At 35.6% G+C, this 26,127-nt stretch carries 17 protein-coding genes and 3 pseudogenes; 17 read left to right on the top strand and 3 right to left on the bottom strand.

All coding sequences use genetic code 11. The features are described from left to right. Positions 1-62: 62 nt before the first annotated feature. From BLS14_RS30205 to BLS14_RS30145, 13 genes and pseudogenes are all read left to right on the top strand, one after another. Positions 63-1,940 (top strand): bifunctional lytic transglycosylase/C40 family peptidase, encoded by a 1,878-nt coding sequence (locus BLS14_RS30205; RefSeq protein WP_090955527.1) that lies wholly within the window; start codon positions 63-65, stop codon positions 1,938-1,940. 28 nt (positions 1,941-1,968) lie between these two features. Then, the gene (locus tag BLS14_RS30200) at positions 1,969-2,451 is read left to right on the top strand and encodes a hypothetical protein (protein WP_090955525.1); all 483 of its coding nucleotides are present in this window, start codon (positions 1,969-1,971) and stop codon (positions 2,449-2,451) included. 31 nt (positions 2,452-2,482) lie between these two features. Next, complete coding sequence (locus tag BLS14_RS30195) at positions 2,483-2,965, top strand: hypothetical protein (RefSeq protein WP_090955523.1); 483 nt, start codon at positions 2,483-2,485, stop codon at positions 2,963-2,965. 304 nt (positions 2,966-3,269) lie between these two features. Further along, positions 3,270-3,923 carry a hypothetical protein gene (locus tag BLS14_RS30190; RefSeq protein WP_090955521.1) on the top strand — a complete coding sequence of 218 codons (654 nt, stop codon included), beginning with the start codon at positions 3,270-3,272 and terminating at the stop codon, positions 3,921-3,923. A 194-nt stretch (positions 3,924-4,117) separates the two neighbouring features. Further along, positions 4,118-4,315, top strand: coding sequence for a hypothetical protein (locus tag BLS14_RS30185; protein WP_090955519.1), 198 nt, complete (start codon positions 4,118-4,120; stop codon positions 4,313-4,315). 230 nt (positions 4,316-4,545) lie between these two features. Continuing rightward, on the top strand, positions 4,546-6,765 hold the full coding sequence (locus tag BLS14_RS30180) for an S-layer homology domain-containing protein (protein ID WP_090955517.1): 2,220 nt from the start codon (positions 4,546-4,548) through the stop codon (positions 6,763-6,765). 1,055 nt (positions 6,766-7,820) lie between these two features. After that, a complete protein-coding gene (locus tag BLS14_RS30175; RefSeq protein WP_090955515.1) occupies positions 7,821-10,133 on the top strand; it encodes a tetratricopeptide repeat protein in 2,313 nt (770 codons plus the stop codon). Positions 10,134-11,023: 890 nt separating this feature from the next. Beyond that, a complete protein-coding gene (locus BLS14_RS30170) occupies positions 11,024-11,437 on the top strand; it encodes a hypothetical protein (RefSeq protein ID WP_090955513.1) in 414 nt (137 codons plus the stop codon). A 98-nt stretch (positions 11,438-11,535) separates the two neighbouring features. Beyond that, on the top strand, positions 11,536-11,781 hold the full coding sequence (locus tag BLS14_RS30165; RefSeq protein WP_143021608.1) for a hypothetical protein: 246 nt from the start codon (positions 11,536-11,538) through the stop codon (positions 11,779-11,781). Positions 11,782-12,558: 777 nt separating this feature from the next. Continuing rightward, positions 12,559-12,723, top strand: a complete 165-nt coding sequence (locus BLS14_RS32865; protein WP_176854856.1) for a hypothetical protein — start codon at positions 12,559-12,561, stop codon at positions 12,721-12,723. A gap of 1,010 nt (positions 12,724-13,733) precedes the next feature. Next, positions 13,734-14,420, top strand: a complete 687-nt coding sequence (locus tag BLS14_RS30155; RefSeq protein WP_090955507.1) for a hypothetical protein — start codon at positions 13,734-13,736, stop codon at positions 14,418-14,420. 575 nt (positions 14,421-14,995) lie between these two features. Then, positions 14,996-16,276: a hypothetical protein gene (locus tag BLS14_RS30150; protein ID WP_090955505.1), complete on the top strand. Its 1,281-nt coding sequence runs from the start codon at positions 14,996-14,998 to the stop codon at positions 16,274-16,276. Between the two features lie 138 nt (positions 16,277-16,414). Beyond that, positions 16,415-16,596: pseudogene (locus tag BLS14_RS30145) on the top strand (GMP synthase (glutamine-hydrolyzing)); the annotation flags it as partial. A gap of 510 nt (positions 16,597-17,106) precedes the next feature. On the opposite strand, the pseudogene BLS14_RS30140 reads toward BLS14_RS30145, so the two are convergent. Both BLS14_RS30140 and BLS14_RS30135 read right to left on the bottom strand, forming a co-directional pair. Next, positions 17,107-18,229 (bottom strand): annotated as a pseudogene (locus tag BLS14_RS30140) (IS3 family transposase). A gap of 156 nt (positions 18,230-18,385) precedes the next feature. Continuing rightward, positions 18,386-18,796 (bottom strand): hypothetical protein, encoded by a 411-nt coding sequence (locus tag BLS14_RS30135; protein WP_090955503.1) that lies wholly within the window; start codon positions 18,794-18,796, stop codon positions 18,386-18,388. Between the two features lie 1,056 nt (positions 18,797-19,852). On the opposite strand from BLS14_RS30135, the gene BLS14_RS30130 reads away from it, so the two are divergent. From BLS14_RS30130 to BLS14_RS30115, 4 genes and pseudogenes are all read left to right on the top strand, one after another. Then, positions 19,853-20,596, top strand: coding sequence for a hypothetical protein (locus tag BLS14_RS30130; protein WP_090955500.1), 744 nt, complete (start codon positions 19,853-19,855; stop codon positions 20,594-20,596). 262 nt (positions 20,597-20,858) lie between these two features. Next, entirely contained in the window at positions 20,859-22,070 is a 1,212-nt protein-coding gene (locus tag BLS14_RS30125) for a ComEC/Rec2 family competence protein (protein ID WP_090955498.1), read from the top strand. Positions 22,071-22,339: 269 nt separating this feature from the next. Beyond that, positions 22,340-23,698, top strand: a pseudogene (locus BLS14_RS30120) (IS3 family transposase). Between the two features lie 812 nt (positions 23,699-24,510). Beyond that, on the top strand, positions 24,511-25,464 hold the full coding sequence (locus BLS14_RS30115; protein WP_090955496.1) for a tyrosine-type recombinase/integrase: 954 nt from the start codon (positions 24,511-24,513) through the stop codon (positions 25,462-25,464). Between the two features lie 198 nt (positions 25,465-25,662). On the opposite strand, the gene BLS14_RS30110 is transcribed toward BLS14_RS30115, so the two are convergent. Continuing rightward, on the bottom strand, positions 25,663-26,073 hold the full coding sequence (locus tag BLS14_RS30110; RefSeq protein WP_090955495.1) for a hypothetical protein: 411 nt from the start codon (positions 26,071-26,073) through the stop codon (positions 25,663-25,665). Positions 26,074-26,127 lie beyond the last annotated feature (54 nt).

The following is a 26,127-nucleotide window of genomic DNA, read 5'->3' as shown; positions in this document are numbered from 1 at the left end:
TTTTGGTGGGGGATTGAGGATGTCTCGTAGGAGATATCCTCTTACGATTGTGAGGTGAGAAATTGAGTGCGAATGAGATAGGCGGTCAAGCTGCTGGACAAGCAGGGGGAGCATTAAAAAAGGGCGGTACAAAAGTAGCCTCTAAAGCAGTAGGAAAAGCGGGGAAATACCTAAAAAAACTACTCATAAAATTTTTGAAACAGCTTGTATTATCGATTGGTAAGCTTATTGTCTCATTGATAGGCCCTTGGGGATTAGTGATAATTTTAGCTATTCTTCTTACTTTAGCTGCCCTCTCTGCCATTCCATTTGCGGACTGGTTTTTAGGTGGGAATGCTCGTAGTGAAGAGCAACAATCGGCGGATGTAAAATATGAAAAAGAGTTCAAATCCGCTGCTGATAAAACAGTTGCTGAACTATGGGGAATTGAAGCAGATAAAAACTGGCTCAATCAAGTTGTGAAGACCGTAAAACCGAGTTGGGGCATACCTGCATCTCTTGTTCGCTATGAAATTATGGTAAATGAAAAGAAAGTTGAACTTTCTGATTATAAACCCGAAGAACTGATTAAGAGCTTTCAACCCTCATTTTCTTATACTACAGTCTCCGATGATAAGGAAAGAACAAAATCTATTGTAGCGTGTACGGTTACAACTACAGATGAAGAGGGTAACTCATCTACTCATACGACAACTGAGGAGACCCGATCAGAAAGCAACAGAAAGACACATGATGTACTATCAGATATTACATTAGATTACGGCCATATGAATATTAAGCCCCTGAAGTTGTACTATCCTGGGGGTACAACGACAATAACAGATCAATGGGATCTTGTGGGTACAAGTACTAGTGGTGATTGTACTACGACAACCTATAAACAGTATGACCATACAACAGTTGACGATCGTTATAGTCCTGATTTTCAAGTTGATGGTGCAAAATTTCAACAAATATTGATTAACCTAGGTGTCGACAAAGATGACATGAAATTATTCTTTGAGTTCATTACTACTGCTGACCCTGATTGGAATCCAGCGCTATATGGAGGTAAATCTTCCGGAGGATACGTTGGGGAATGGTTACCTGGAACAGCTGCAGTACCAGATGTTGTTCTTCGTTACGAACCTTTAGTCAGAAAATATTTAGAGTTAAAAGGTTTGGATCAACTTACTCAATTGGTTCTGGCACTTATCATGCAAGAAACTGGTGGCAGATATCTTGATGTAATGCAGTCTTCTGAATCGCTTGGACTACCTCCAAACACTCTAACTGATCCTGAACTATCAATAAAAGTAGGTATTGATCACTTTGCTGCTGTTTACGCTTCAGCAGGCGGTGACATTAATCTCACCCTGCAAGCTTATAACTTTGGAGGGGGATACATCAAATATGCCAAAGAAAACGGTGGGGGTTATACTAAAGAAAATGCACTAGCGTTTAGTCAAATGATGGCAAAGAAAAACGGATGGGAGAGATATGGAGATCCCTTGTACGTCGATCACGTTATGAGATACTATAATGCAACGAGTACGGTCATAAAAGTTCCTAATGATGGTCAGATATTTGATGTCCAAGAGGTACTAGACGTTATGACAAAATATCTTGGGCATCCATACTTAATGGGGGGAAGAGACCCATTTGGGGCAGGTATTGATTGTTCAGGTCTTATAGAATTTGCTTTTAGGCAAATCGGAGTTAATATGTCGGGCACTGCAAGAAATCAATATGATAAAACAGTTGAAATAAGAGCCGAAGATGCCAGACCAGGGGATTTTGTGTTTTGGTCTACCTATAAGGCGGGTCCTTCACACATAGGCATGTATCTTGGAGATGGCAAGTTTATCAATTCAGGAAGTACGTATGGTGTAAGTATTGATACTATGCACCGTTGGAGAAAGATACCTTTCTTCGGATATCGTCGCCTTGTTGAAAAATAATACTACCGAAAGGAGTACTTTAAAAACTATGACAAAAAGAAGTTTTTATGCAGTATGGTTAGCAATTGTCCTATTAGGCGGAGTAGGTATTGGCTCGTGGGCTTATACCAGTAGTCTCAACCAAGAAAAAATGAAAGAACAGACAATCATGCAACAGAATAGGCTATTTGTCGAAGGATTCTTCAACTTTCAAACGACAAATCAACGTTATGAAGCTATAAGACCTTATACAACTGAGAAGGGATATAGATCTACATTTCCTTCAGGAATAGAACTGCCTCCTGATAGTGAAGTTCATTCAACTGTAAGTGACATGAAAGCTTATCTACAACATGATCCTTCTTCTGATAAAAATCAAACTGAAGTATTAAATAAGTTTTCACTTACTACAGAATTTAATGGGATAGGAAGTGTGCAAACAATTGTCATGAAGACAGTTCTTTTGGATGAAGGACGAGGAGATGGCTGGAAAGTAGATGATATAGAGATGATTATTCAAAATACTCATTAATAAGAGCGTTTGAAAGGTGGATAATTTCATTATGCATGAGAATATAATGCAATCTGTCTTCCAAGTTATTCGACTAGCTCAGATTGTAGGGATTCCTGTTTTTGCTTGCTTATTTGGACTTGGATTTATACTTTTACTGACTGCCGGGAAAAACCCAATTCGAAAACGAAGAGGCCTGCTTTTTGTGATTGCGTTTGGTTTTGGAACTTTCCTCATTGCATACGTACCGGCGATTGTTCATACATTCCTAGGGGACGCACCCAATCAAACCTCTACTGGACAATCAGTAAAGCAACTTGTCGATTCAACCATGCCATTCGGATCGATCATATTCAATGGGCTTATATGGATTGCCATTCCTGTAACGGGAACGATGTTTTATATCGGTATTTTTGTTCGTTTAATGGCTGCAAAAAATCCAGGAAGAAAGAGAATGGGTGTTGGACTCGTAATGTTCTCGCCACTAACATTGGGAATAGTATTACTTATTCCTAAATTACTTCCCAGCTTATAGATTAAATATTTCAGAGATCTATTAATCTGTAACTCTGCCCAGCTTCTCAGAGTGATAGTCAGATCTTAATCCTAGTGAAACTTTCGCTGGAACTTGTGAGTTCATGATACCACATAGTGTAGAATCCCTACTTTCATACGTATTGTTCAAAGAACGAGGGTGTTTCTTCGTTCTTTATTTACTAATTAAAAGACAGGCGTGATTAGAACCAATCCCGTAGGGTTAGTTTTGATTTTTTTGCTGCAACAATTATGATATGATTTGAATAAATGATTCTACTATCTATATTTTGGGATTGATATCAATGTTGAATAACTTATCTAGGGAAGAAATAGAGAAAATTCACGCTGAAATAATGTTTAAATTAGCAGCGCCATTTCCTCCTAAAACGGTCCAATTCAAGAATGCAAATCCACGCAGTGCGTATATTCCTGTTCATCCCATTCAATATAGGGTAAGGTCAGCTGCCGGACCATATTGGACTTGGAGAATTACTACTGATAAACCCATCTACCATGAGGAAACGGATGAAATTGAAATGCGAGGTGTCTTGAACATTCTGAATTCAAGTTCTGAAGGACAAGGATTTGCAGTTCTAGAACGGGATAAAAGTAATAAAAAAATTCAATTCTATAGGGAATCTATTCGTTCAGCGGTAAGTGACGCTTTTCGAGATGCTGCAGATTATTTTGCAGTAGGACATCAAGATTTAGCACCCTATCGTAAATGGGCGGAAAATCCAGGAGTTGGTCTTAAAAGCTTGGAAGATCAATCTGATGGAAGTAGTCTAACAAACACGGGAAACATGGAAGTGAAATACTGCCTTAAATGTGGCGTTGTGCTCACACAAGATGATTTAGACTATCTAAAGATAGTGCGCTGGAACAATACAGTATGTAAGGAACATGTTCCAGTTCATCAAAAGAAAAAAAACGATCCTAACTTTTTAGACGGTTAATTCCTGCGATAGACTCAAGGCACTGAAGAAAAACAGCCACGTTATTAGTAATTTGTTCAATATCTTAGTGTTTTCTGATATAATAATTTTTAATAAACGAATAGATACGACAGCCGGAAGCACCGCTGATTAGGATAATCCTAATTTTGTAGGTGCTTCTTTTTTTAAAAAAATTAATAATGGAGGAGTAATTTATGTTAATGGAAACACGTATACCAAGTCGTTTTATCGGTATGTACCCAGGAGAATTTATGGTCGTTGGATTATCCTTTAAATCTATACAAGAGAGGATACTACCAAGTGGAGATACAAGATTTAAAATCGGAGATATTGAAAGACCTTTAGATATTATTGCTGCTCTTCATTTGAGTGAGCAGCATTTGTTGAACTGAACACATGTGAGATGGGTAAAGAAGCATCTGCTGATTGCTGATTATGTAAAAGATGCTACAATACTAACGAACCTATTGAATTAGTTCCATTTATTCTATATAATTAGCTTAAATGAATAATATGGACACCTACGTGGAAGAACCCGGGGTCATTGGATAACAATCCAATGGCCCCTTTTTGCGTTCGTTTGTTTCATTCAATGATACATTAAGAGGAAGGGTGGATTAGTTTGAAAAAAGGAAAGAAAGTAATCTCATTTTTTATGGTGCTGGCAATGTTCGTATTCTCTTTACCTATGCAGGTATTTGCTGAAGAAATAGGAGAAAGTCGGCTTTTTAGTGTTGATTTTTCACCAAAGGTACATATGAATAGAGAATTTAATCCTGATATCTATACATATACGACATCCGTCAATGCTTCAGAAAAAAGTATCGCGGTTACACCTTATGCCATGGACTCAAATACAACAATTCGTGTTAATGGAACTGTAGTTACCAATGGTACACCTTCATTACCGATTACACTTGATCAAGAAATAACTTTAATTACTATTGAGGTACAATCCATTGATGTGCCGAGCAACGTAAAAAACTATGTGTTTTCCGTTAAAAAAACGATAAATCTGGATGATACCGGGTTGAAGTCGATTGTGGTTGAGGGTGCAACAGTTGATCATCCATTTAGTACAGAAAAGTCCTACTACACCGGACGTGTACAGGCTAATCAATCGTATGTGAATGTAAAAACAACAGCATTCAATAGTGCTATAACTAAGATCAATGGTAACTTAGTTAGCTCTTCAGGAAGTATGGTTGTAGAGATGAAAACGGGAATCAATACAATCTTTGTAGAAATGACTTCCTTAAATGGTGCATCTAAATCCTATACATTCGTTATAACCAAGCCTGAAGCGAATAACAACGCTAATATCAGAAGTTTACTCATTAACGGTAAGGATTTTGCAGAGACCGGTTCAGTTTTTGTAGATTATGTGAGCTCCAATGCTAGTAATTTCAATGTCGTCATCAACCCGTCGGATAACTTTAGCTCGATCAATCTGGATGGTAAATACGTTGTGGCTGGTTCCTCAACCAACTTAAACCTAAGACAAGAAAGTATTAATGTATTCCCTATTATCATTACTGCTGCTAACGGCATAACTACTAAAACTTATAATCTTCATATTATTCGCCTAGGCACATCGAATTCTACTACAGGTGATGTCAATAATAATGTTGCTTCTGGTACTTCATATGCAGGGAACACTAGTCTTAAGGTAGATAGTAAGGGAGATGTTCTTGTTACTGATGGTGCTGGTGCTATCACGACACTCTCCAGACAAGGATCGGGTCGTTTACACACGGTCAACTTGGATACTCAAGCTATCCAGAAGATACTCCATTCCAATACTAAAGTTTCGGAGATCGTAGTAGACTATTCTAAAAAAACAGGTTTGAATGATTCATTAAATTTGAATATCGATAGTACTTTAACCAAACTGCTTCAAGATCGAAAAGTAAAGGTCAAGCTCATGTCTATAAATGGTTATGCTACAGCAGATTTGACTCTTTTGAGAGATTGGAATAACGGAGGTAGTATTACTATCTCACGTGCCAATATTGGAGTGACCTATGATGATGAATATATACCTGCTAGTGGTTTTATCCGTTTTGAATATACTGGTGCTCCTTTAGGTGTATACAATCCTCTGGACATAGAAATTCCAATCTACAGTGATGCTGATGTTAAACTAGCTAATGTTTATCGTTTCGATGAGAAGTCAGGATTTACGTTAATCCCAAGTACAACAGAGGAAAAAGTGAAGAAATCTAAAGGAGTAAGCAATGGCGACTTTATTGTCATGAACTTCAAAAAAAGCTTCACAGATATAAAGAATCATTGGTCATTTAAGCTTCTTGATTTTATGTCAAAAAAGCAATTTATCTCTGGCTACCCCGATGATTCATTTAGGCCTGATCGATATGTAACGCGTGCTGAATTTACTTCAATGCTTATTAAAGCCATTTCTGAACACCTGGATACTGTTAATGTGGAGGAGGAGCCCTTTTCTGATGTAAATACTAATGACTGGTATTATGCTGTAGTGGATGAGGGATGGAAGGCAGCTCTAATCACGGGTATTACCTCTGACTCCTTCGGACCTAACCAAAATATAACTCGTGAACAGATGGCAGCCATAGCGGTTCGTGCATTTAATCAATTGAAAACAATTCCTGAAATGACAACCACTCAGGCAAACAGTATTTTAGGAAAGTATAATGACTCTAGAGTGGTTAGTTCTTGGGCTAAAGTTGATCTTGCAACTGCTATTGATCATAAAATTATTGATGGGATCGGAAATAATAGACTTGCTAGTCGAGATCTAGCTACACGTGCACATGCAGCGACAGTTGTTTATAAAGTTTTAAATGAATCAATAGGCTTCTAATTGGTAAACAAGGAGGCACCTTTCATAGGTGACTTCTTGTTTTACGTCCACCTCAAAATCATGAGATTTAAAATATTCAATAATATATTATGTAATATATTATTTTTGCAATCTCCGGATAGTTAATAAAGTAGTAATGATAACAATGTTGAAATCGTTGAAATTAAGAGTAACTGCGATGTTTGTGCAAGTAACAATGTTGATAGTGTTGAATATGAAGTTTATCCTTTGTTATCTCTATTACTATACAAGAGGATTATTGTGTGGGATGCAACGCAGTTTTTATGCTGATGAAGGCGATCAATTCGCATTGGAGCATTTGCGGTATTTTTTTCTAACACAGTAACTGTGAGGTAAAGTATATTATTTCGAAATGAGTATGCAATTCCAAAAGTAACACTAATTGGGGAGCATATTTTTAGTAAGTATTATGTTGAAGCTAATGTGTGTAATTGTGGGGATTGTGATGGTATACTAAAATAAAATGTATCTTCTGGGAGCTGAAATATGATGTCTCAGGAAAAGATGTCTATTACTAGTGTAATTAAGACTATAAAAGATATATCTAGGTTCAAAGGATTAGAAAAGGGTGGATGAATTATAATAGCTCGTAGATGACTTAAAACAGTCAGCGAAACAATTTAGGATTTATGACATTTAACTTGAATCCTTACATTATCCTTACATTACTCTTCTTCTGGTAGATCTATTAATGACTATGAATACAAGTCCTTATTTAAAATGTTACCAACATTTAATTAGGAGAACGAATACATAATAGAGGAAATATCGAGGTAATTGAATTAAAGGGTGTTTTTTGATAAAAGAGCTACAAAAAACTGAATTCCAAAACAAGTTTACTTTAAAAAGTCACTATCATAATGTAAAAACCATTTATGAGCAATTGGGTATGAAAGAAGTTTTTGTTTAGTAATACTTTTGCCCTTTCTAGCTTAATCAATTTCAATAATAATTAAATTATTGAGCGCTGCTTAATTACTGCTTTTAATTTTTGAATAATTTATATCAAATTATTCTCTAAAAGGATGATTTTTATGAACTTTCCAAGAAATCAAATTGAATTATTATTAGAAGAGAAAAAATTCGATGAAGCGGAGGGGCTTCTGTTAGATATGCGGAGTACGGAGTATACTAACTCTACTGTTAATTATTTTTTAGGATTATTGTACTCTGATCATTACAATTCTAATAAATCGGAAGAACAAGCCAAAAGATTTTTCCTTGATGTAATAAGCTCGGATTATGTTTATGAATATGCGTACATTTATTTAGAACGAATAGAGAGAAATAAGAATAAATCAATAAGAATATTAGAGGCGGGTCTGAAATTTTTCCCAAATAGTATTCAACTAAATGAAAGATTACTATATCAGATAGACCCTGATTTGAAAGATGACTTCTATGGCAGCTTGATAGCTGCTGAGATATCTTCAAATGAAATACATTCGTTTATGATGAACTATTATTACAATAACAATAAATATATTGAAGCTATAGAAGCATCGAAAAATCTTGAGATAGAAAGTGATGGTATATATATTGATTTGCATAAAGCATACTGCTTATACAGAATGGGGCAAATTAACGAAGCAATAGAGCATCTCGTTATTATCATTAATAGGGATTTCAAGCATGATCTAAGCTATGCTCCTCACATTGCTCTTATTCTATCTTATCTCCATAATAACGATAATGAAAAAGCTTTTGCGATTTTTAGTGAAATTCCGGAAGATTATCAAATTGATCTCGATATAATGGCATACCCATATTTCGTATTCAATTTTGAGAGAGAGTTCAACGATACATTGTTTAAATTAGAGAAATTAAATAACGATAAGCTAGTATTGGCTAAATTGAAAGGACTGCGTGGTTTATCAAGGTTAAACTACCATAATAGCAAGGCTGAAGAAAAAAGAATATTTAAAGATTTAGAATTTGCACAAAAATATCTAGGATGCAACCTTATGTATACTCGAATATTAAAAGAGTTTGCAGAAAATACAAAAAAAAACCTAGAAGCTTTCAAATTTGCTCTTTATACATTACGTTATGAATATGAGAAATACAAAGATGTCCTTGAGGGGAAACATTATTGGGAGTTTATAGACCATTGTAATGAAGAAGAAATTTTATGTATAAAAGATAATCTAATTCAAGTATTCAGGGAGACAGAATATCTTAGAAATAATCTCTTAGGTGAGGTTATAACACAGCTAATTGAGAGACTCTTTAAATTCGAAAAATTTAAAGAGATAACTGAGATCGCTGAGGAGATAGGATACAGTGGGGTTAATAAGTACATCTTGTTTGAGATAGCCTACTCCTATAATGAGATTAATCAGTTAAAGTTATCTAAACAATATTATGAAAGACACGAAAAGGAGAATGGAAAGGGGAATGCTTCTTCTAATAACATTGGATTAATTTTAAGAACAGAGGGACTACTTTTCGAAGCGCAGGAAAAATTTAAAACTGCAATGGAATTAGACCCTCAAGACAAAATCGCGACTGAAAATTATATCAGTATAACTAAAGTGATAAATGAAAGGGAACATGAACAAGAAGCTTTAAGGAAAGCTGCTCAGCATTTTTCAAGCGAGGACGCTTGGATAAAAGGTAAAATGCTTTCATTTTCAAAGTTTCAGGATAAAGAGGGACTAATCGAATGTCCTCATAGAGAATTACCGAAAATGCTAAGTATTTCTGGAATTAAAGCAAATGAATTACTGATGAATTTTTTAGAAAATAGATATGTTACAAAAATTACCGATCATAATTTAAACACAACAAGTTCAGTCTACCGCATTAATCCAGAAGTAGCATTAATCATATCTGAGTTAGAGAAAAACGAGAAAAACGAGAGTACGTTAATTAAAATCGCTAAAAACATTACCTTAAACCGTTTATATGATTTAGGGTATGATGAAAAATTGCTTTTGGCCCTTGATAAAATATCTAATCCTGATTTAAAGGGTATGTTGGAACGAGATCTAAATGAGAATGTGCTTAGTTTAATTACAAAATCATTTAAGTCGTCGTTAATATTAAGTGGTAGCATTGTCGAAGCAGTTCTTCTTGATCATATTTCATCCAAAAGCATTACTCAATATACAATGGAAAACGGTAGAAATAAAAGAGTAAATCAAATGGATTTAAATGAGCTTCTCTATGTTTCAAATCAGGAAAATTTTATTGATATACAATTATATCACTTATCCCATGCTATACGTGGATTTAGGAATTTAATACATCCCGGTGTTGAACAAAGGAAACGATCCGTAACAGTAAACGAAGAAAATGCAATGTTGGCATGGAGTATCGTTAAAAAGGTTATTCAAGAAATTTAACAATTTCTTATCTAAAGGATTTGTTAAGGTTATAGTGAAGAGCTATCTTTAAACCGTTAGGGTTCAAGTACACGTGGTGCGAATCCCCCTCTCCGTCATTCAAAAAATCACACTCTATATAAGGATTTTTGCTGATTATGATGAAACACACTTAACTGTTGAACAGAAGCTAGTGTGTTTTTTTTCATGACCAATTGAGGAAAATAGGAAATATGACGGGAGATACTCAATATGAGTTCAAGACATGGAAAAACCACGTTTTATATTGCACTTAAGGAAAAGATTCATATTCTCGAACTAAAGTTAATTAGTGAAGTAATTCTATATAGTAATAAAGTGCTGTCCTTTAAGAACCCTATGGTGATAACTCTCAGAGAGATAATTATCTAGATTTACAAAGCATATCTAGATGAAAGGCTATCAGATGAAGACTTTTAAAATTTGCTCATAAGAGATTCTATTGACTACTTTAGAGCTAGCTACGCGATGAAAGGTTTGGATGGGCAGATTGCCCAGGGTGTCTTTGGAGTAAAGTAAAAGGCTTTGGTGATTTCTTTGTCTTTTGGAAAGAGTGTCTGGACAGACATGGGAGACATGCGGGACGTTCAGAAAAAGTTCATCAATTTCCTTGAAGATAACAAGGGAATGGAGAAATGGACGAACGCAAGCGAGGTGGGAATGAAATTCGTGTAAGAGAGTTTATGGAAGAATTTAAGATCAATACAAAATTTGGCAAGACTTCAAGAACAGCGATAGTACTGAAAAGGTCGTACAGGGAGCAAACACCCGCATGTTCCAAAAGAACTTGAAAAACGTGCGAAAGAGTCACAGGAGCAAACGACACTAGCTGAGGTGTTAATCTCAAGGAAGAAGAACGTAGAAGACAAGACTTGCTTAAAGGCTCTTATCGCAACTACCACTATGACTCCGTTGAGCGGGATATCAAAGACCGTATCGGTGAAATCACTACAGAGTATACTCTACAGCAGATAGAAGCTATTGATAGCGGCTATGCGTCTGACTCAGTTGAGTTTATGTCCATCCGTCAGGGAATGAGCCAGAAAATTATAGGACTCTACCAAGAACAGCTTAACTTTATCGCTCAGACTAACGAGGACTTAACTAAAGACTTGGAGAGTGCTAGAGGGAAAAGGGCTTCTGACGAGGAAATTCAGAAACTACAGGATAACTTAAATAGATCGAAATCTAACCAAGACAAAGCTGGTGGAGAACTCAAGATTGCCAAGAGGAAGCCAAGAGACAGCAACAAGAAGCAGACTACAACGCCGCGATGTCTAGGATAAACAGGTCTTCGTAGAATGCTGAAACTAGACTTACTATCAAAGATGCCGTTAATCAGGTCTCTATGGATAGAAACTCTAGAGAGTACGTCAATGCGTCTGTGGCTAACTCTCAAGAGAGAATTAATAACCTGACTACTCAAATAGAGCAACTAAAAGGCATAGACGCTACTTCTGATCAACAGCAACAATTTAATCCTATGGTTCAGCAACTACAATCCAGTATTGCTCAGGAGAAAGTCAGAATCAGGGATATGAAGCTATCCACTATCGGTCTGTACAAGCAAGACCTTTCGGATTCCTTTGAGGAACTGAGCAAGAAGTACCTGCAAGCCAGAGTAGAGTAGATTAGGGCAGAGCAGACGAAAGTAACCCATACCTCCGTAATCTCCGCATTAACCAGCACGAAAAGCAGGTAGATATCTTCGCTCATAATATAACAGACCTACAGAAACAATTAGCCTCGACCAATGACCTCGAAGCGCAAGAGACTATCCAACGAGAGATTAGGGACTTGCAACGTCAGTCCTTACATGCTCAGTTGGGAATCTTAGATGAAATGAAAAGTGAAGGGGCAACGTTCAACTTACCAGACAATGTAAAAGCTATGTCTTATTACGAGTACATTACTAAGGAATGACACTCACCAAAATTATACTGTTCAAGAGGGAGACACTAACGTCACCGTTACCCCTTCCGAACATTACGGAAGGCTCGTCTGCTGGAAGGATCAAGCAGATAGGTAAAGCTTTTGGGGAAGGTATCCATAAAGGAAACAACTTGCGTCTTCAAAAGCAAGCGAATCCGTTCGGATACCGGGGCAGTTCTCAGTAACAAGCCCAACTCTTACAGGTGGGGTTTATTTTCAAGTAGAGATAGTATGACTCGACAAGGGCTAGCTATCGTTTTATAGGGTCTAAAAATAGAAAAATCATATTAATAATATACAATATTTGTGTTAATAGTATAATTAACGGAAACATCCTGCGGGGTGTATGGCGATGAATCACTGATAATCTTGAGGTTAGTTGATTCGGCAGTAATACTGATAAAGAGTATCATAATGAACCAGAAAACGCTAAAATTACTCAAAAGACAGCGATCATGTGGAAAAGGGGAGTTTTGTGGTCGAAATAAAGGAACAATTAGATAGAATTGAAGGTAAACTTGATGAGTTGCTGAATAGGATAGGGAAATCTCCTTTAGAGAAAAAACATAGTGACAGAACAAGCAAAGAATCGGAAATATCATTAAAGGGACTAAATGAAAGATTAAATAAGTTAATTTGATGAATCGAAACGCCATTCTATATTTCATAGATGACGTTTTTTTATGCTTAGATTTAGTTCTCATAATTGTGTATTATGAGAACTGAAAACGGTACCTTTCCTTGATCACAAGATTGGAGCTGTTATATACGCTTTTATAGACCCCGCCCAGTGCCGATTGAAAAGGTTTCGACCCATAGCGGACGGTTAAGGCTCATTCTACCCGTACCAAATTTTCGTGAGTTTAGTATGTGTACACGGTTGGGCAGAAAGGGGCATAACGTGTATCTTCTACTATATAGGGCAAAAAGAGAGGGTTCCTGAATGGGGCTGAAAGGCATCTCCAAAAGTTTCTAGAAAATTTTTCTTGAAATCCGAAACTATAAATTTGAAGTAGAGAATAATGCAAGACTAGTAATACTTTTACCCTGTTTATTCTAAATGGTTTCAGTGATAATTATATTGAAAACACATTCTGTCATATAAACTTAATTTTAAAACTTATTTTTAAAGGTGGGGAAGTTAAATGAATTTTGAAGAAGCTTAACTATATTCCAAGGAACAGGGACATATTCGACCTATGAAACTACATAATAAAAAGAAGTATTATACAGCTCTTTCTAACCTTGAGGATAGCTGGACAGACAGAATGGATGCTAGTCTTGTAAATACATTTATTCATGAGTCAGTTTGTTTAGTCATAAATTCAATTGTATTGTTCGAGAAAGGTTATATAGATTGTGCTTATTATTCATTGAGACAGTCTTTAGAGACTTCTACTACAATTGTCTATCTGACCGAACTCGATGCTGAGAAGAAAAGAGAAAAGCTGAATAATTGGCGGAATCAAAGTAAGTTCCCTATGTATAGTAAAATGTTAGATTTATTAGACAAAAACATACAATAATTCTCTGATTTGAAAAAAATAGCTAAAAATTTTTGAAAAGATAAAAGAGATTAACCAATATATTAACAAATATGTTCATAAGCAAGGATTCAATACATTCTATATTGCAAGGAATCATACTTCTTTGGTTGAAAGCGATAGTTCTTGTGTTATCAAGGATTTCGAAGGTTGTTTAGTAAGTTGTATCGGAGCAATTGCTGTGCTAAGACTTTCCATTGATCCCTTTCCAGTTCTTTTAATGAATGAAGATATTTATTCCAGAACTATTGACTTAACGACAGAACCTTATACCAATGAATTTGTGAAAGAGTATATTGGAGAAGAAGCATTAGAAGCGTATAAGACTACGGATATATATCAAAACTACTATCAATATATAATGAATGAAGAAAAACGACATATTTCAGTCCTAAATGTGACTAAGAATCTGTATATAGATAAAGAGAAACTTGATGAAATTCTAAATCAAGCGCATTTGTTAACAAAAACAGATTTTATAGCTGTTGCGGTTGCTAATTTTTCGAAGAAGGTAACCAATATCTATTTTCTAAATGGTTGGCCTTATTATACAACTAGCAATCGTTCTATTAGGAGTGACTTGGGTTTTCATAGTGAGACATTTAAGAGTATTAAAAACTCCAACAATCATTTGAATGTCCAATATGAAGAAGCATCCTTAACTTATGTATCTGTTCACTCAAATGGTTTTTTCTTGGAACATAACGAGAAATTTGAACTTAATGAGTATAATTCTTTATCATCTCAGGTAAGTAAACTACTTGAAATTATTCAAAATAGTACAACCAGTTGATGAAACAAATAAAGTTTTATAAAAGAAAAATGGAAAAAGTTGTGAAGGAAGGAGCTCATAACGATATTATTATTGTATAAAAATTAGAAAAGGGGTCTGATGGAATTAAATAGGGAGGGAACGTTTGTTTTTAGTCTGAGAAGCTCCAAATTCGTTTCTAAGGCAATGTAATAAGAGAAGGATGAAACTTTGTTAATATTGTTGTTCAAGGCGTGATATAGCCAATTTTGTGAGTTTCAGAGGATGTATATGAACTAATATTTGACAAACTTAAATAGACCATGATATATTGATATCAAGGTCGATAGAAAATATTTGCAAATCGGGCAATTCAATAGAATGGTGCTGTAACACCAGTGATTCTTATAGTGATTCCTGTAATCCACATTACAGATAATATCAGATATTTTTTTCTTAATCAAGACTTTTTGTTGGATTAGGGCTAAAAGTAGTTGATTAGTTACATAAGACCTATAGATTTGTCCCTTTCAATGAAGGATGAAAATATGTAATTTATTCGAAAGCTGTGAATGAATAACTATTGATACTTAAAAATAAAGGGATTGGTGCAATTAATGAAAAGGAAAGAATTGGTAGAAAACCTGATGTACTTTCAACAGTACATTGGTAAAGAAAGAATCAAGAAGCATCTAAAGTCGGCTGGATATTCAGTTGAAGGGAAATTTGAAGATTTTGAAGAAGTGTATAACACGATTCGTTCAAAAGCCCCTGAATCACAAAAAAGTGATTCCAAACTTATGACTTGTGAAGCTTTAGCCTTTGGAGTCGAAAAAAATAAAATTACTGAGTCTGAGCTTGATGAATTACTTTTCAGAGTGCTTGAGGACAGTTTGCTTAATGCTTATCTCTATGAAATAGAATCTCATGATATCGTTTTATCAGACTTAGGCTCTATTGATGAGGTGTTAAAAAGTTGGTTGGTGCCTCAAAATAAATCAATTGTAGGGAATATTTCTAAAGATGCAAGAGGGCTCGATTTTGTTATCTGCTCCTATCGTCTATATGAAACGGATGGTAAGTTAGAAACTATAAGATTACTTCTTTTGGACAAGGAATTGGTGCCTTTTGGGGGTAAAAATAAAGAAGAGGTCATGGTTGCTTACCCGACATTGATTGACTTTGATTTTCGACGTAACTTAGTTCATATCCGCTTGAAAGATGTAAATAACCTCGAAACAGATGTTGAAGAGGTTGGGACAATGAGTAAAAGGGTGGAGAGGACACAAGATTTTATTTCGTCCTTCACTCCGCAAATTGAGATGAGCTACATTTCGGGATTTGGAAGATACCTGTACAAAATTGAAGAAGACATTCTCTCGGAGAAAAGAAGATTGGCTGAGGAAAAGCTCCAAAGTTTTGATGGACTTATTGAAGACTTTGTTCAAGAGATTGCGGCAGGGTTAGATGGGCCTGTTAAAGGTTCAATTAATGCTAAACAATATATCTCCTATGGGGTTCTAACGACTATAGCATCTACGTTGCCGAATAACGAGCAGGGTGATGTTGTGGGAATTAGATTCAGAAGTACCAGAAAAGAAGGTACAAAAGAATTTACAGAAGTTCGTATTTCAGATAATGGATACAAATGTATTTCTACTCATGATCCCTATTGGCTAAACTTACCGATTCTTCAAGATGAAAAGAAAGTTGAGAGTATGAAGCTAGCTAAGAAACTCTCAAGTGGATATCGCATAGCAAAATTTGAATTTTCATTGGACACTGCTAATGTCCGATTACTTCAAAGAAATGAGCATCCTGACAAAGAGTATCATAAACAACCAACGGATGAGGATTATTCCGAAATGATAGAATATTTAGTTAGTTTCATGGATTAATTAATATTATTTTGAAAGCGTAGCTAATGTAGCTATGCTTTTTATCAATTTCATTTGAAATTCCTCAATTTACCAGCTACAATTGATTTACAAAACAACTGGATAATTGACTAGTAATTACATTCAAAAGTTTATCACTATTCCTACACCGTAGGTATCGTGCTGTAACTTCCATCGACGGTATGACAGCTGACTGGGCACGTATCCCTTGGGATGTATTGGAGAAAATCTCCGTGCGGATCGTTAACGAAGTGGATAACGTGAACCGTATTGTCTATGACGTAACTTCCAAACCACCTGCAACGATTGAGTGGGAATAATGCAACTACTCAATGTCATGTTAGTTTAGTTCGATTGACTGCAAATAATATAATTTTGCATTAATAGTAGGTTCTACACAATGAACAATGGTGATGGAATCAATGGGACAACTCAAACTAACAGTAATACGAGGCACTATTACAAAAGGCTTGGCAGTGTCAAATATGGATTTCGTACTAGAATAACTGGTGGAACAGTAACCAAGCTTGAACATTATCCTCATTGGTCTAACCAGTCTAATCCAACACAAGTGAGTGAGGTAATAGTAAAAACTGGACTTAGTTATAGTATTCATGGTGGTCAAGTTTTGTTAGAAGATAAAAATTGTGAATTCAGTCGCGCTTTATGCCTTACTCAGCTCTGTAACTGCTCCTAATGCTGAATAGTATGACCCATACGCTAATCAGGAGCATTTAGGTATCAATAGGTGTTGTCTATCCTTAAGAAAATTGAAAGCAGGGACTTGGTCATAGCCCCGTCAAGTAGACAATAAAAAAAGAGAAATTTCATTAAGCGGCGACTTTTTCCCGGAATTCAATCGGAATATAGGTCGCCGAGTTTGTTTTGGAAACGTTCCTTGTTGTAAAACAAAATATACTCCGTAATTTGGTTCCTTGCTTGCTCCAGATTCTGAGGTTTCTCCAAATACAACTTCTCCGTCTTCAAATGAGAGAAGAACGACTCAATACAGGCATTGTCATAGCAGTTCCCACGCCGAGAATGGCTTCCTGTTAGCTTCTTCTCTTCAAGCAATTTGGCATAACTCTGTGTTGTATACTGAAACCCTTGGTCCGAATGGAGCAAGGGTTTCAGTTTCTTCGCTGTGTGAATAACTAGTTTTAATTCATTTCTCCCGGAGAATTCCCAGGCTACAATTTCGTTGTTGTACAGATCCATCACAACCGATAGATAAACAAAATTATGTCCAATCCGGACATACGCAATAACCGTCACGAGCCTCTGCACAGGAGCTGTCGCCGAGAATTTCGGAATAGAACTGACGGTTTCCGGCCAGCAAATGGACGTTTCATGAGAATCACGGAACGAATCTGAAGTTCTCTCATTAAGCGGCGTACCTTTTTGTGATTCACCACGAGGCTTTCTTTCCTAACGCGGTTCACATACGTTTATAGCCGAAATAAGGACGAAGCCGGTGAATGCCTAAAATATGTGCTTTTAGATCCGCATCCCGATCTGCTCGTTTCTCTCTGAGGATGATATTCTTCTTCCATTTGTAGTACCCTGCACGAGAAGTTTCAGCGATTTTACACAACCACACCACAGGTGCCCACTTGCTTATTTCTTGAATAGACTGACACCGGGCTTCGAAATCAGCTTCCCTCTCCGTGCAGATTCGAATTGAGCTTTTTTAGATATTCTACCTGCGCTTTCAGATAAGTATTTTCTTCTTCTGCACTGCTAAAATGCTTCTTCGTCCAACGTCCAGGGTAGTCCTCAAAACTCTTTCCATTTTGGATTTTCCGTACCAAAGTAATTATCTGGCTCTCACTCTTAATACCAAACTTCTCCATGATCCGACTGTATGTCCAACATTCTTTCAATCGCAGACGAATAGCCTCTTTTCGTTTCTTCACTATATTGATTAAAGGTTTGCCTTTTTATCGCTGGCATAGCAAAAATCCCCTCCAGTTTTTCAGTGTTGAGTTCGTTTTAACATGACCTCTTTTTTCACTGTCTACCTTGAGGGGATAATACCAACTACAGAAGAGCTAACGACTTGTTTTTGAAATATTCATGTGAAATCTAAATAGAGTTATGATATCTGTGTTATTTTGAATCAATTATTTGAATTTCTTGTGCAGTAATTGTAGGAGGTGTAGTATCCAATTGTTCATTTTCGACCTTGAAGCGAATTTTGGAGCCTACCTTTAAATCTTGGATATTAACATCAGCTTCACTGACATTTTTTAGGTCTAGCCAAAATAGGTCATATTTTTGCGATCTAATGATGTCTTGGGAAGGTTGCTCAGCTATCTTGTTTAAATTAGACGCTATTTCAGGACTATCTAAATCTTCAGTGATTAATAATTGTGTGACAGCATTACCTAATACTATGGCTTCCATTGTAAGTGTAGAATCTGTAGGTTGCTTTACGTTATTCTTACTTAGAGATTCTACATTATTACAGGAACCAGCTAATAAAAAAGAAATGATTAGTACAATAGGTGCCCAGCGCATAATTTCACCTCCTTATTAATATAAGTACAGAAGATAGAAACATAACAAAAGTTTTGATATTTTCAATTTTTCACTAAGTGGAGTACGCAAACTTATATATTCCATATCCAATTTAGAACAAAACCAAAAGTTGAATATGCCTTCTGACTTGTCATAACCAGTAGTGGGATAGACAAGAACATAGGGCTAATTTTTAATAACATTCTGTTCTAAATGGAAGTTAATTTGAAAGCGGATATAGAAGGAGAACGTGGTATATACAGAAAAAAGGCTGAAAAAGAAAAAGCGAAAAGTAACAATTATTAAATTATGTATTTGTGATACAATACTCTCCCCACACAAAAAAACAAGGAGGCTCATGAAAAGGAAGTTCCCTTGTGTAAGCTTTTAACTTCTAATAAATTCAATTCATATTATCCTAACTACAATCTAAGTTTCTTTGTTTGCTTAACTGTTAATTATATTCAGTAAGATATTACATAATATATTACTGAATATAAATTTGTTCCATTTGTTCGTTCCACGAACCTTATATACAGGACGAAGGGTTAGCCCTATAGGATAGTGAAGAATACCTCGCTGCTGTCGCCCGGAACTATGCATTCGAAAGCGATGGGGCTTGCACATACACCCGTCTTACTATCGCATGAAAACCACGTGGAACCCTGACGTGAACGCGATCCTGTTCCTTTGGATCAAGAAATAGAAGGAAGGACCGGAACGATGGCAACATCACGTCCTATTTGTTTGGTGTGGAGTGAATTCTTCCATAATAATAAAAGCTAAACCTATAGCAAATATTATAGTCCCAACAAACATAAGCCATTTTTGTATAGAAGATCTGCCCATAATTCCATCGTCTCCTTATTTGAATATATTGTAATTTTTTTAACAATAAATTGATTTTGTTTAAATTATAACCTACGATTGACACACAGAAGTAAAATGAGGCAATCATATATCCAGAGATGAATTTTCACTTGTTTTTTGATAATAAAATACCTTTATTAAACTTAAGTAAAATGATATGAAAAGTTGTAAATGGAGGTTATCCTTTTGAAAAAAAGTATCATTGTTACAATGCTAGGAACCATGTTGTTGTATGGATGTGGGGTTAATAATCTGTCTTCCAGTCCAGCAGCTAAGGTTGATGAGAAAACATCCGAGAGTGTATCAACATCAGTTAAATTTATTCCCAATACACTATTGTCCGAGACTTCAGATAAGAAAATCGCTGTTTATGGTATTCAGGAGAAAGGAGATTTGTTCTCGTCTCTAGATGTAGCTATAAAAGGAGAAACGAAAACATTTGATTGGAGTAATGTAACGAACCCCTCGTTTTATCCTCAAATTTCTGTCATTGATTTAAATGAAGATGGAGAAGATGAGATTATTATAATTCTGACTAAAGGTACAGGGACTGGAATACATAATTCAGAAGTGCATGTCCTTAAAAGAGACTTCACAGAAATCCTTGTTATGGATCCGAAAGAATTCATTCAAACCAATTTTAAAGTGAGTCTAAAAACTGATAAAGATGTCCGGCAGTACACTATTTCGGTTGATGGACAGAAGTATTCATTTGAATTTAGTGAAATGGACTCAAGCGAATGGTTTAAACAACCGACAGTTCAAAATATAATACGATATGGAATTAAGGATAATGAGCTTATTGCAGAGCTGCCTATTCAGATTTCTGCAGGAAACTATTTAGGAGATGCGATCGTTAGATATTCATTGGTTAATGGAAAGTTAGAAACATCCAAAATACAGATCTCAAAAGAAGGAAGCTCATTATGACCTTCCTTTTTGTTGTAATGGATCATTAAAATCGTTCTTCCTGAATCTGAACTTATGTGATAGCTTTAATGGGAGATGCCTTTTCTAAAGAGAAGTATGAAACTGAAAAACGAAAGGACTTTAACAAACAAGCGACTGAGTTAATCCAGATAGACTATATTCTTAATCAATCAGCTTTGGCTGTTGAAAGGGCACAGGCTAAATTGATGGTAGCATGTAATAAATATTAAAATGAATAGTTAAAAAAGTGAGGTTGAAGTATTTGAACAAGATAAGATTTTATTGCGAAAAACATATTCCTGGAGTCTATACTATTTTCGATGTACAAAATACTGGAAATTTAATAACTATATTTGAAGAAAATAATCTGACATGGGAACAGTCAGATCCAAGATCGATGTTGATAGTTTATGGATTGGAAACAACACCAAGAAGTGGACCAATTGATGGTGAATGGTATATAATTCCCAACGAATTTTGGAGTGATTTTGAATTCACTCTATTAACATTCTCAGAAGATCCAGCTACGCTAGAATCCCTTACTATCAGGTTAAAGGCAAAGGTTAAGTCAACTGTGCAACCAGTAAACTTTTCATCCTCTCGGACGGAGGGGCCGGATAATATCGAACTAAAAAATTTATTATTTAATCAGTATACTCCACCTAAAAATTATAAATTAACAGATGAATTATTCCCTACGGAAATGGCTGAACTTGAATTGCTCGTAAGAGATGTAGAATGTGGAAATTGGAACGAAATTAGACACATGCCTTCAGGTTTTAGACTTATATATGATATGGGCAGTGATCTAACTTGGACAGGAGCTCAGATTATTAATATTGTTCAAAAGGCTAAACTAGAGAATGATTTTCATTTAGTAATTAGCCATTGGGATCTTGATCATGTCCAATCAATACTTGGAATGTTTGATGATGAAATAAAAAATATAGTTTCTTTTACTGCACCTTCTAGAATTCCAAATACAAATACAGTTGATCGTATTTTCGAACGGCTACTGTCAAACGGAGTGACACCATGGATTGTCATGCCACCACTACGTCAGAGTAATTCTAAAAAAATTCATTTAGTTCCACTCTTTAAAGTTGGTTTTTTAACATTATATCGATCTACAGATGGTTATAGAATCAATCAATCTGGAATAGTATTATTAATCCATGGTCCCAATGCTCCCGCACTTCTTACAGGGGATCATTACTATCCTGAAATACTTAGAGATGTAATTATCCCCAACAAGCTTGTTGATTTTGAGATTGTGGTACCTCATCATTGTGGAAGTGCAGGGACATTTGATATAAGTAGTTGGAGTAAATTAGCTATTCGTGGAGCTATTATTTCTACGTTAAGAGGCAGATATAGAAATCTTCCTATAAGTGCTACTCATAATTTCTTTTCTGCTATTTCTAACTTTCACTGTACAGACTGCATGAACACTAGCATAGTACATATTATTTGATTTGATACTAGTTCTTTTATTTATATAGTGTATTGCGAACTTATTAGTCAGGTTTGCTCCTTAAATGGGAATTGATTTAAATATTTGTGTGTCTGTTTAGGTCATGTAAGAAAGTTAGTTTTGACCGGCAATTCAAGAGCAAAGTTACAGAAGAACTTCGTTACTCTTCCCGAAACCGATAATTTAATAGAACCAACAAAAGCAGTCGACATTAAATGAACTGCACCCCAATTGTTAGACACCATCTATCAATTGGAGGTGCAGTTTTTTTGTCAAAATTTAATTTAGACTTGAAAATAGAAGCTATTCATCAATACTTATCAGGAAATGGAGGGATTAAAAGCATTGCGAAATCCTTAGGAATTAATCATGAAGTTCTGCGTATGTGGATCAAGCAATACGAATACCACGGTTTAAAAGCTTTTGAAAAAACCTATACAGCCTACTCCCTAACCTATAAACTAGACGTACTCAACTATATGAACGAAAATGGGACGTCTCCAAATGAAGCAGCTGTCATTTTCAATATCTTTTCTCCAGGGGTTATTCGAAGGTGGCGCAGTCAGTTCAATGAAAATGGGATCGGCGCCCTAAAACCAAAGATAAAGGGGCGTCATCGTATGACTAATAAGAATAAAAAAGGACTTAAAAACCAAGAACATGCTGAGGGATCCGTTGGAGCTCTACAAGCTGAATTAGAACGTTTACGTATGGAAAACGCCTACTTAAAAAAGTTGAATGCCTTAGTTCAAAACAAGGAAAAATCACCAAACAAGACAAAGCACAAGTAGTCTATGAATTAAGGCTTGAATTCCCGGTGGTTGCATTGCTAGCGTTCGCTGAAGTCCCACGTAGTACCTTCTATTACTGGGTGAAACAGTTTGCAAGGCTGATCTAGACTCAGACCTGAAACTCCTCGTTCAATCCATTTATGAGGAACATCAGGGGCGTTATGGATATCGTCGTATCCGTGATGAACTAGTTAATCGTGGACACCGAGTTAACCATAAAAAAGTACTGCGTATCATGAAAGAATTAGGTTTGAAATCAGTGGTGCGTATGAAGAAATATCGTTCCTATAAAGGAACTGTAGGTAAGATTGCACCCAACGTACTGGATCGTAATTTTCTAGCAGAAAAACCAAATGAGAAATGGGTTACTGATATTACAGAATTCAAGTTGTTTGGTGAAAAGATGTATTTATCACCTGTTCTGGACTTGTATAACGGTGAAATTATTACTTACACAGTAGGGTCTCGCCCTACGTATTCATTAGTCTCCGAGATGCTAAATCAAGCTTTTAAACGCTTATCCAACGAGGATGAGCTCCTCCTGCATTCGGATCAAGGCTGGCACTACCAAATGAAGCAGTATCGACAGGCTTTAAAGGAACAAGCGATTACCCAGAGCATGTCACGCAAAGGGAATTGTTATGATACGCAGTAATGGAGAATTTCTTTGGCATTATGAAGTCAGAGTTTTTTTATCTTCATGAATTTGAAAGTGTAGATCACTTCAAGCAAGAACTAGCACGATACATGAATTACTACAATCACAAACGCATCAAGTCAAAATTAAAAGGCATGAGCCCGGTGCAATACCGAGCTCATGCCCAACAAGTTGCTTAAAAATATTTGTCTAACTTTAAGGGGTCACTTCAAAATTGATCGGCTGCTTTTTTAATGGTAGAGAAGGGGTCATCACACTTGATGATAATGTTGACGAATACCCTCCAATGAAAGTTTTTAGACTTATATCTTTGTGTTAAACAAACTTGATGTGTAAATTCTTTGATTTCACAATACCTCACATTCCTTACCTCTTTTTATTATATATCTTCCCAAAAAACCTAAAAACTATTCATGTTATTTAGTATTAATATATTAATTAAATTACTAAGTAATATGAATACTCATATATTGCATTTAGTATTAAATAAATTAAATATAAAAGTATTCAGTTTATTTAATAAAGGTTTCCTAACAAACAGTTTGAACAAAATAATTAGTGTAATATAAAGGCGCTAGTTCATATTGGTTAACCGTAGTAAATATTATGTAAACTAATTAAAGGTAGTTCCTTGTATATTTCTAAAGGAGGTGTCTTTACCTCCAAATTTTAAGTTCTTTTGACTTAATGCAGCTACATATCGTTAGAGAAAACCTCACAAAATGAGCTAAAAGAGAAAAGAAATGATCTTCAAGAGGAACATATGTGCTATAATAAAGAGCGCCAAATCCATATTTTGCGCTCTTTTGATTTCAAAGCAATTTGATTGAAAAACTTGATAGGTTGTATGCAAAATACCCTCTTCATAAGTTTTATATTTATGTAATTATTACTTATAAACAGGTATTTTTATATCATTAAAAATATACTAACTTATATAGATAAATTTTGAATGTAATTAGGATGTTTTTGATTGGAGGGAAAGATAAGGATGAACCGTTATGAGCTCGAGCATTTGTATAGTGAGCAGATTCGAGCTTTTCGAATATATCTAAAGCAAGCTGGCTACACCGCATCTACTCAGAAAGAATATATGAGAGAGTGTCTAACGTATCTAGACTCGTTAGACGGTTCTCCACCCCAAGAGGCAGGGAAATTGCATATTATGGAGTTTCTTAATGATAAACAAGCCACATCTGATATAACTCGGAACAGAACCCTTTCTGCTATTCGGACTTTCTATACGGCATTAATGGATTTTGAGCTCGCTTCTAAAAATCCAGCTGCAGAAGTGAAGAAGTCTAAAACGGAGAAAAATAAGAAGCCCGTTTATCTTGAGGAAGAGGATCTCACAGAGAGTCTTAAATACATTGATGGACGTTATCGAAATAGAAACATAGCTATATTCTTGCTTATGGCTTACTGTGGATTGCGAGTAGGAGAAGTTCACCGGTTGAATTTAAAAGATCTGAAAAAGACTAAAGGAGTAATAGAGGTGTTTGGAAAAGGGAGAAAATGGAATGAAATACCCATTCCAGATGTATTACTGACCTACCTTCTAGAGGTTGAAAAAGAAAGGATTTCGCCTTATAGCGTTAGGGAAGATGCTTTCTTTGTGTCTCAGAAAGGAAGACGATTATCGATCAGACAGATTCAAAAGCTAGTTAATCAAACATTTGAAGCGTTCAAGAAGAATAATCCTAACGTAAGTGATATGAAACTGTCCTGTCACAAGTTAAGACACTCATTTGCTACGATGCTTCTCAAAAACGGAATTGATATACGAGTTGTAAAGGAACTTATGGGCCATTCATCAATAGAGACTACAATGATTTATACTCACGTTAACGATGAACAAAAGAAAATGGCAATGGCAACCATGAATGTTCCTTTAGATTCTATCGGCCAATCAAGTGTTTATTTGCAAGAGACCCCTCATCCTTAGATGATTAGCAACTCAACTCATCAGTAAAATGATGATATGGGCTGAAAGCATCTAAATAAAAACTATTATGCGTTGAAATATCATTTATGAATCAGAAGGCGTGGAGAATGGTTTCTGATTATAGTTTCATGAGAGAGTTTAAAGGGAGAGGCATGATAACGCCTCCCTATAATTCTTTTTTCCTAGTTATCAGCCATATTAGACTGTATCCTCTAGCTCTGTAATTGGGTCAGTATTTGGAGTATAAAGACTTATTTCAATGATAGACTCCACCAATCGTATAATAATAAAGATGGCTAGGATCAAGACAGAAGTGTTTGTATAAAAGTGATTCCCTGTAAAATAGCCAATGATTATTCCTGAAAACAGAAAAACAAATTTAATAATATTATTGCTATCCGTTAATCTATATACATAGACTACTATCCCTATAAAAAATGCTTCTACTGCTGTAAAGTATGCTAAGGCACAGAAGGCCAAACATACTGTGATAAGGGCAGTGTCTATAAAGTACATCTGAAGTTCTACTTTTTTTAGAATTACCAGAGAAATCAAGCTTAACGTAATTAGCAAACATAAAATTATGGCTATAGGCCAATTGGCATCCATAATGAACAACACTCCTTGTTTTGAATTCCTACAATTAGTTTGAACCGTCGTTGT

The sequence above is a fragment of the Paenibacillus sp. OK060 genome (genome assembly GCF_900101205.1).
Classification (GTDB): Bacteria; Bacillota; Bacilli; order Paenibacillales; family Paenibacillaceae; genus Paenibacillus; species Paenibacillus marchantiae.
The sequence above is the reverse complement of the archived record's forward strand: the minus strand, read 5'-3'. Positions and strand labels throughout refer to the sequence as shown.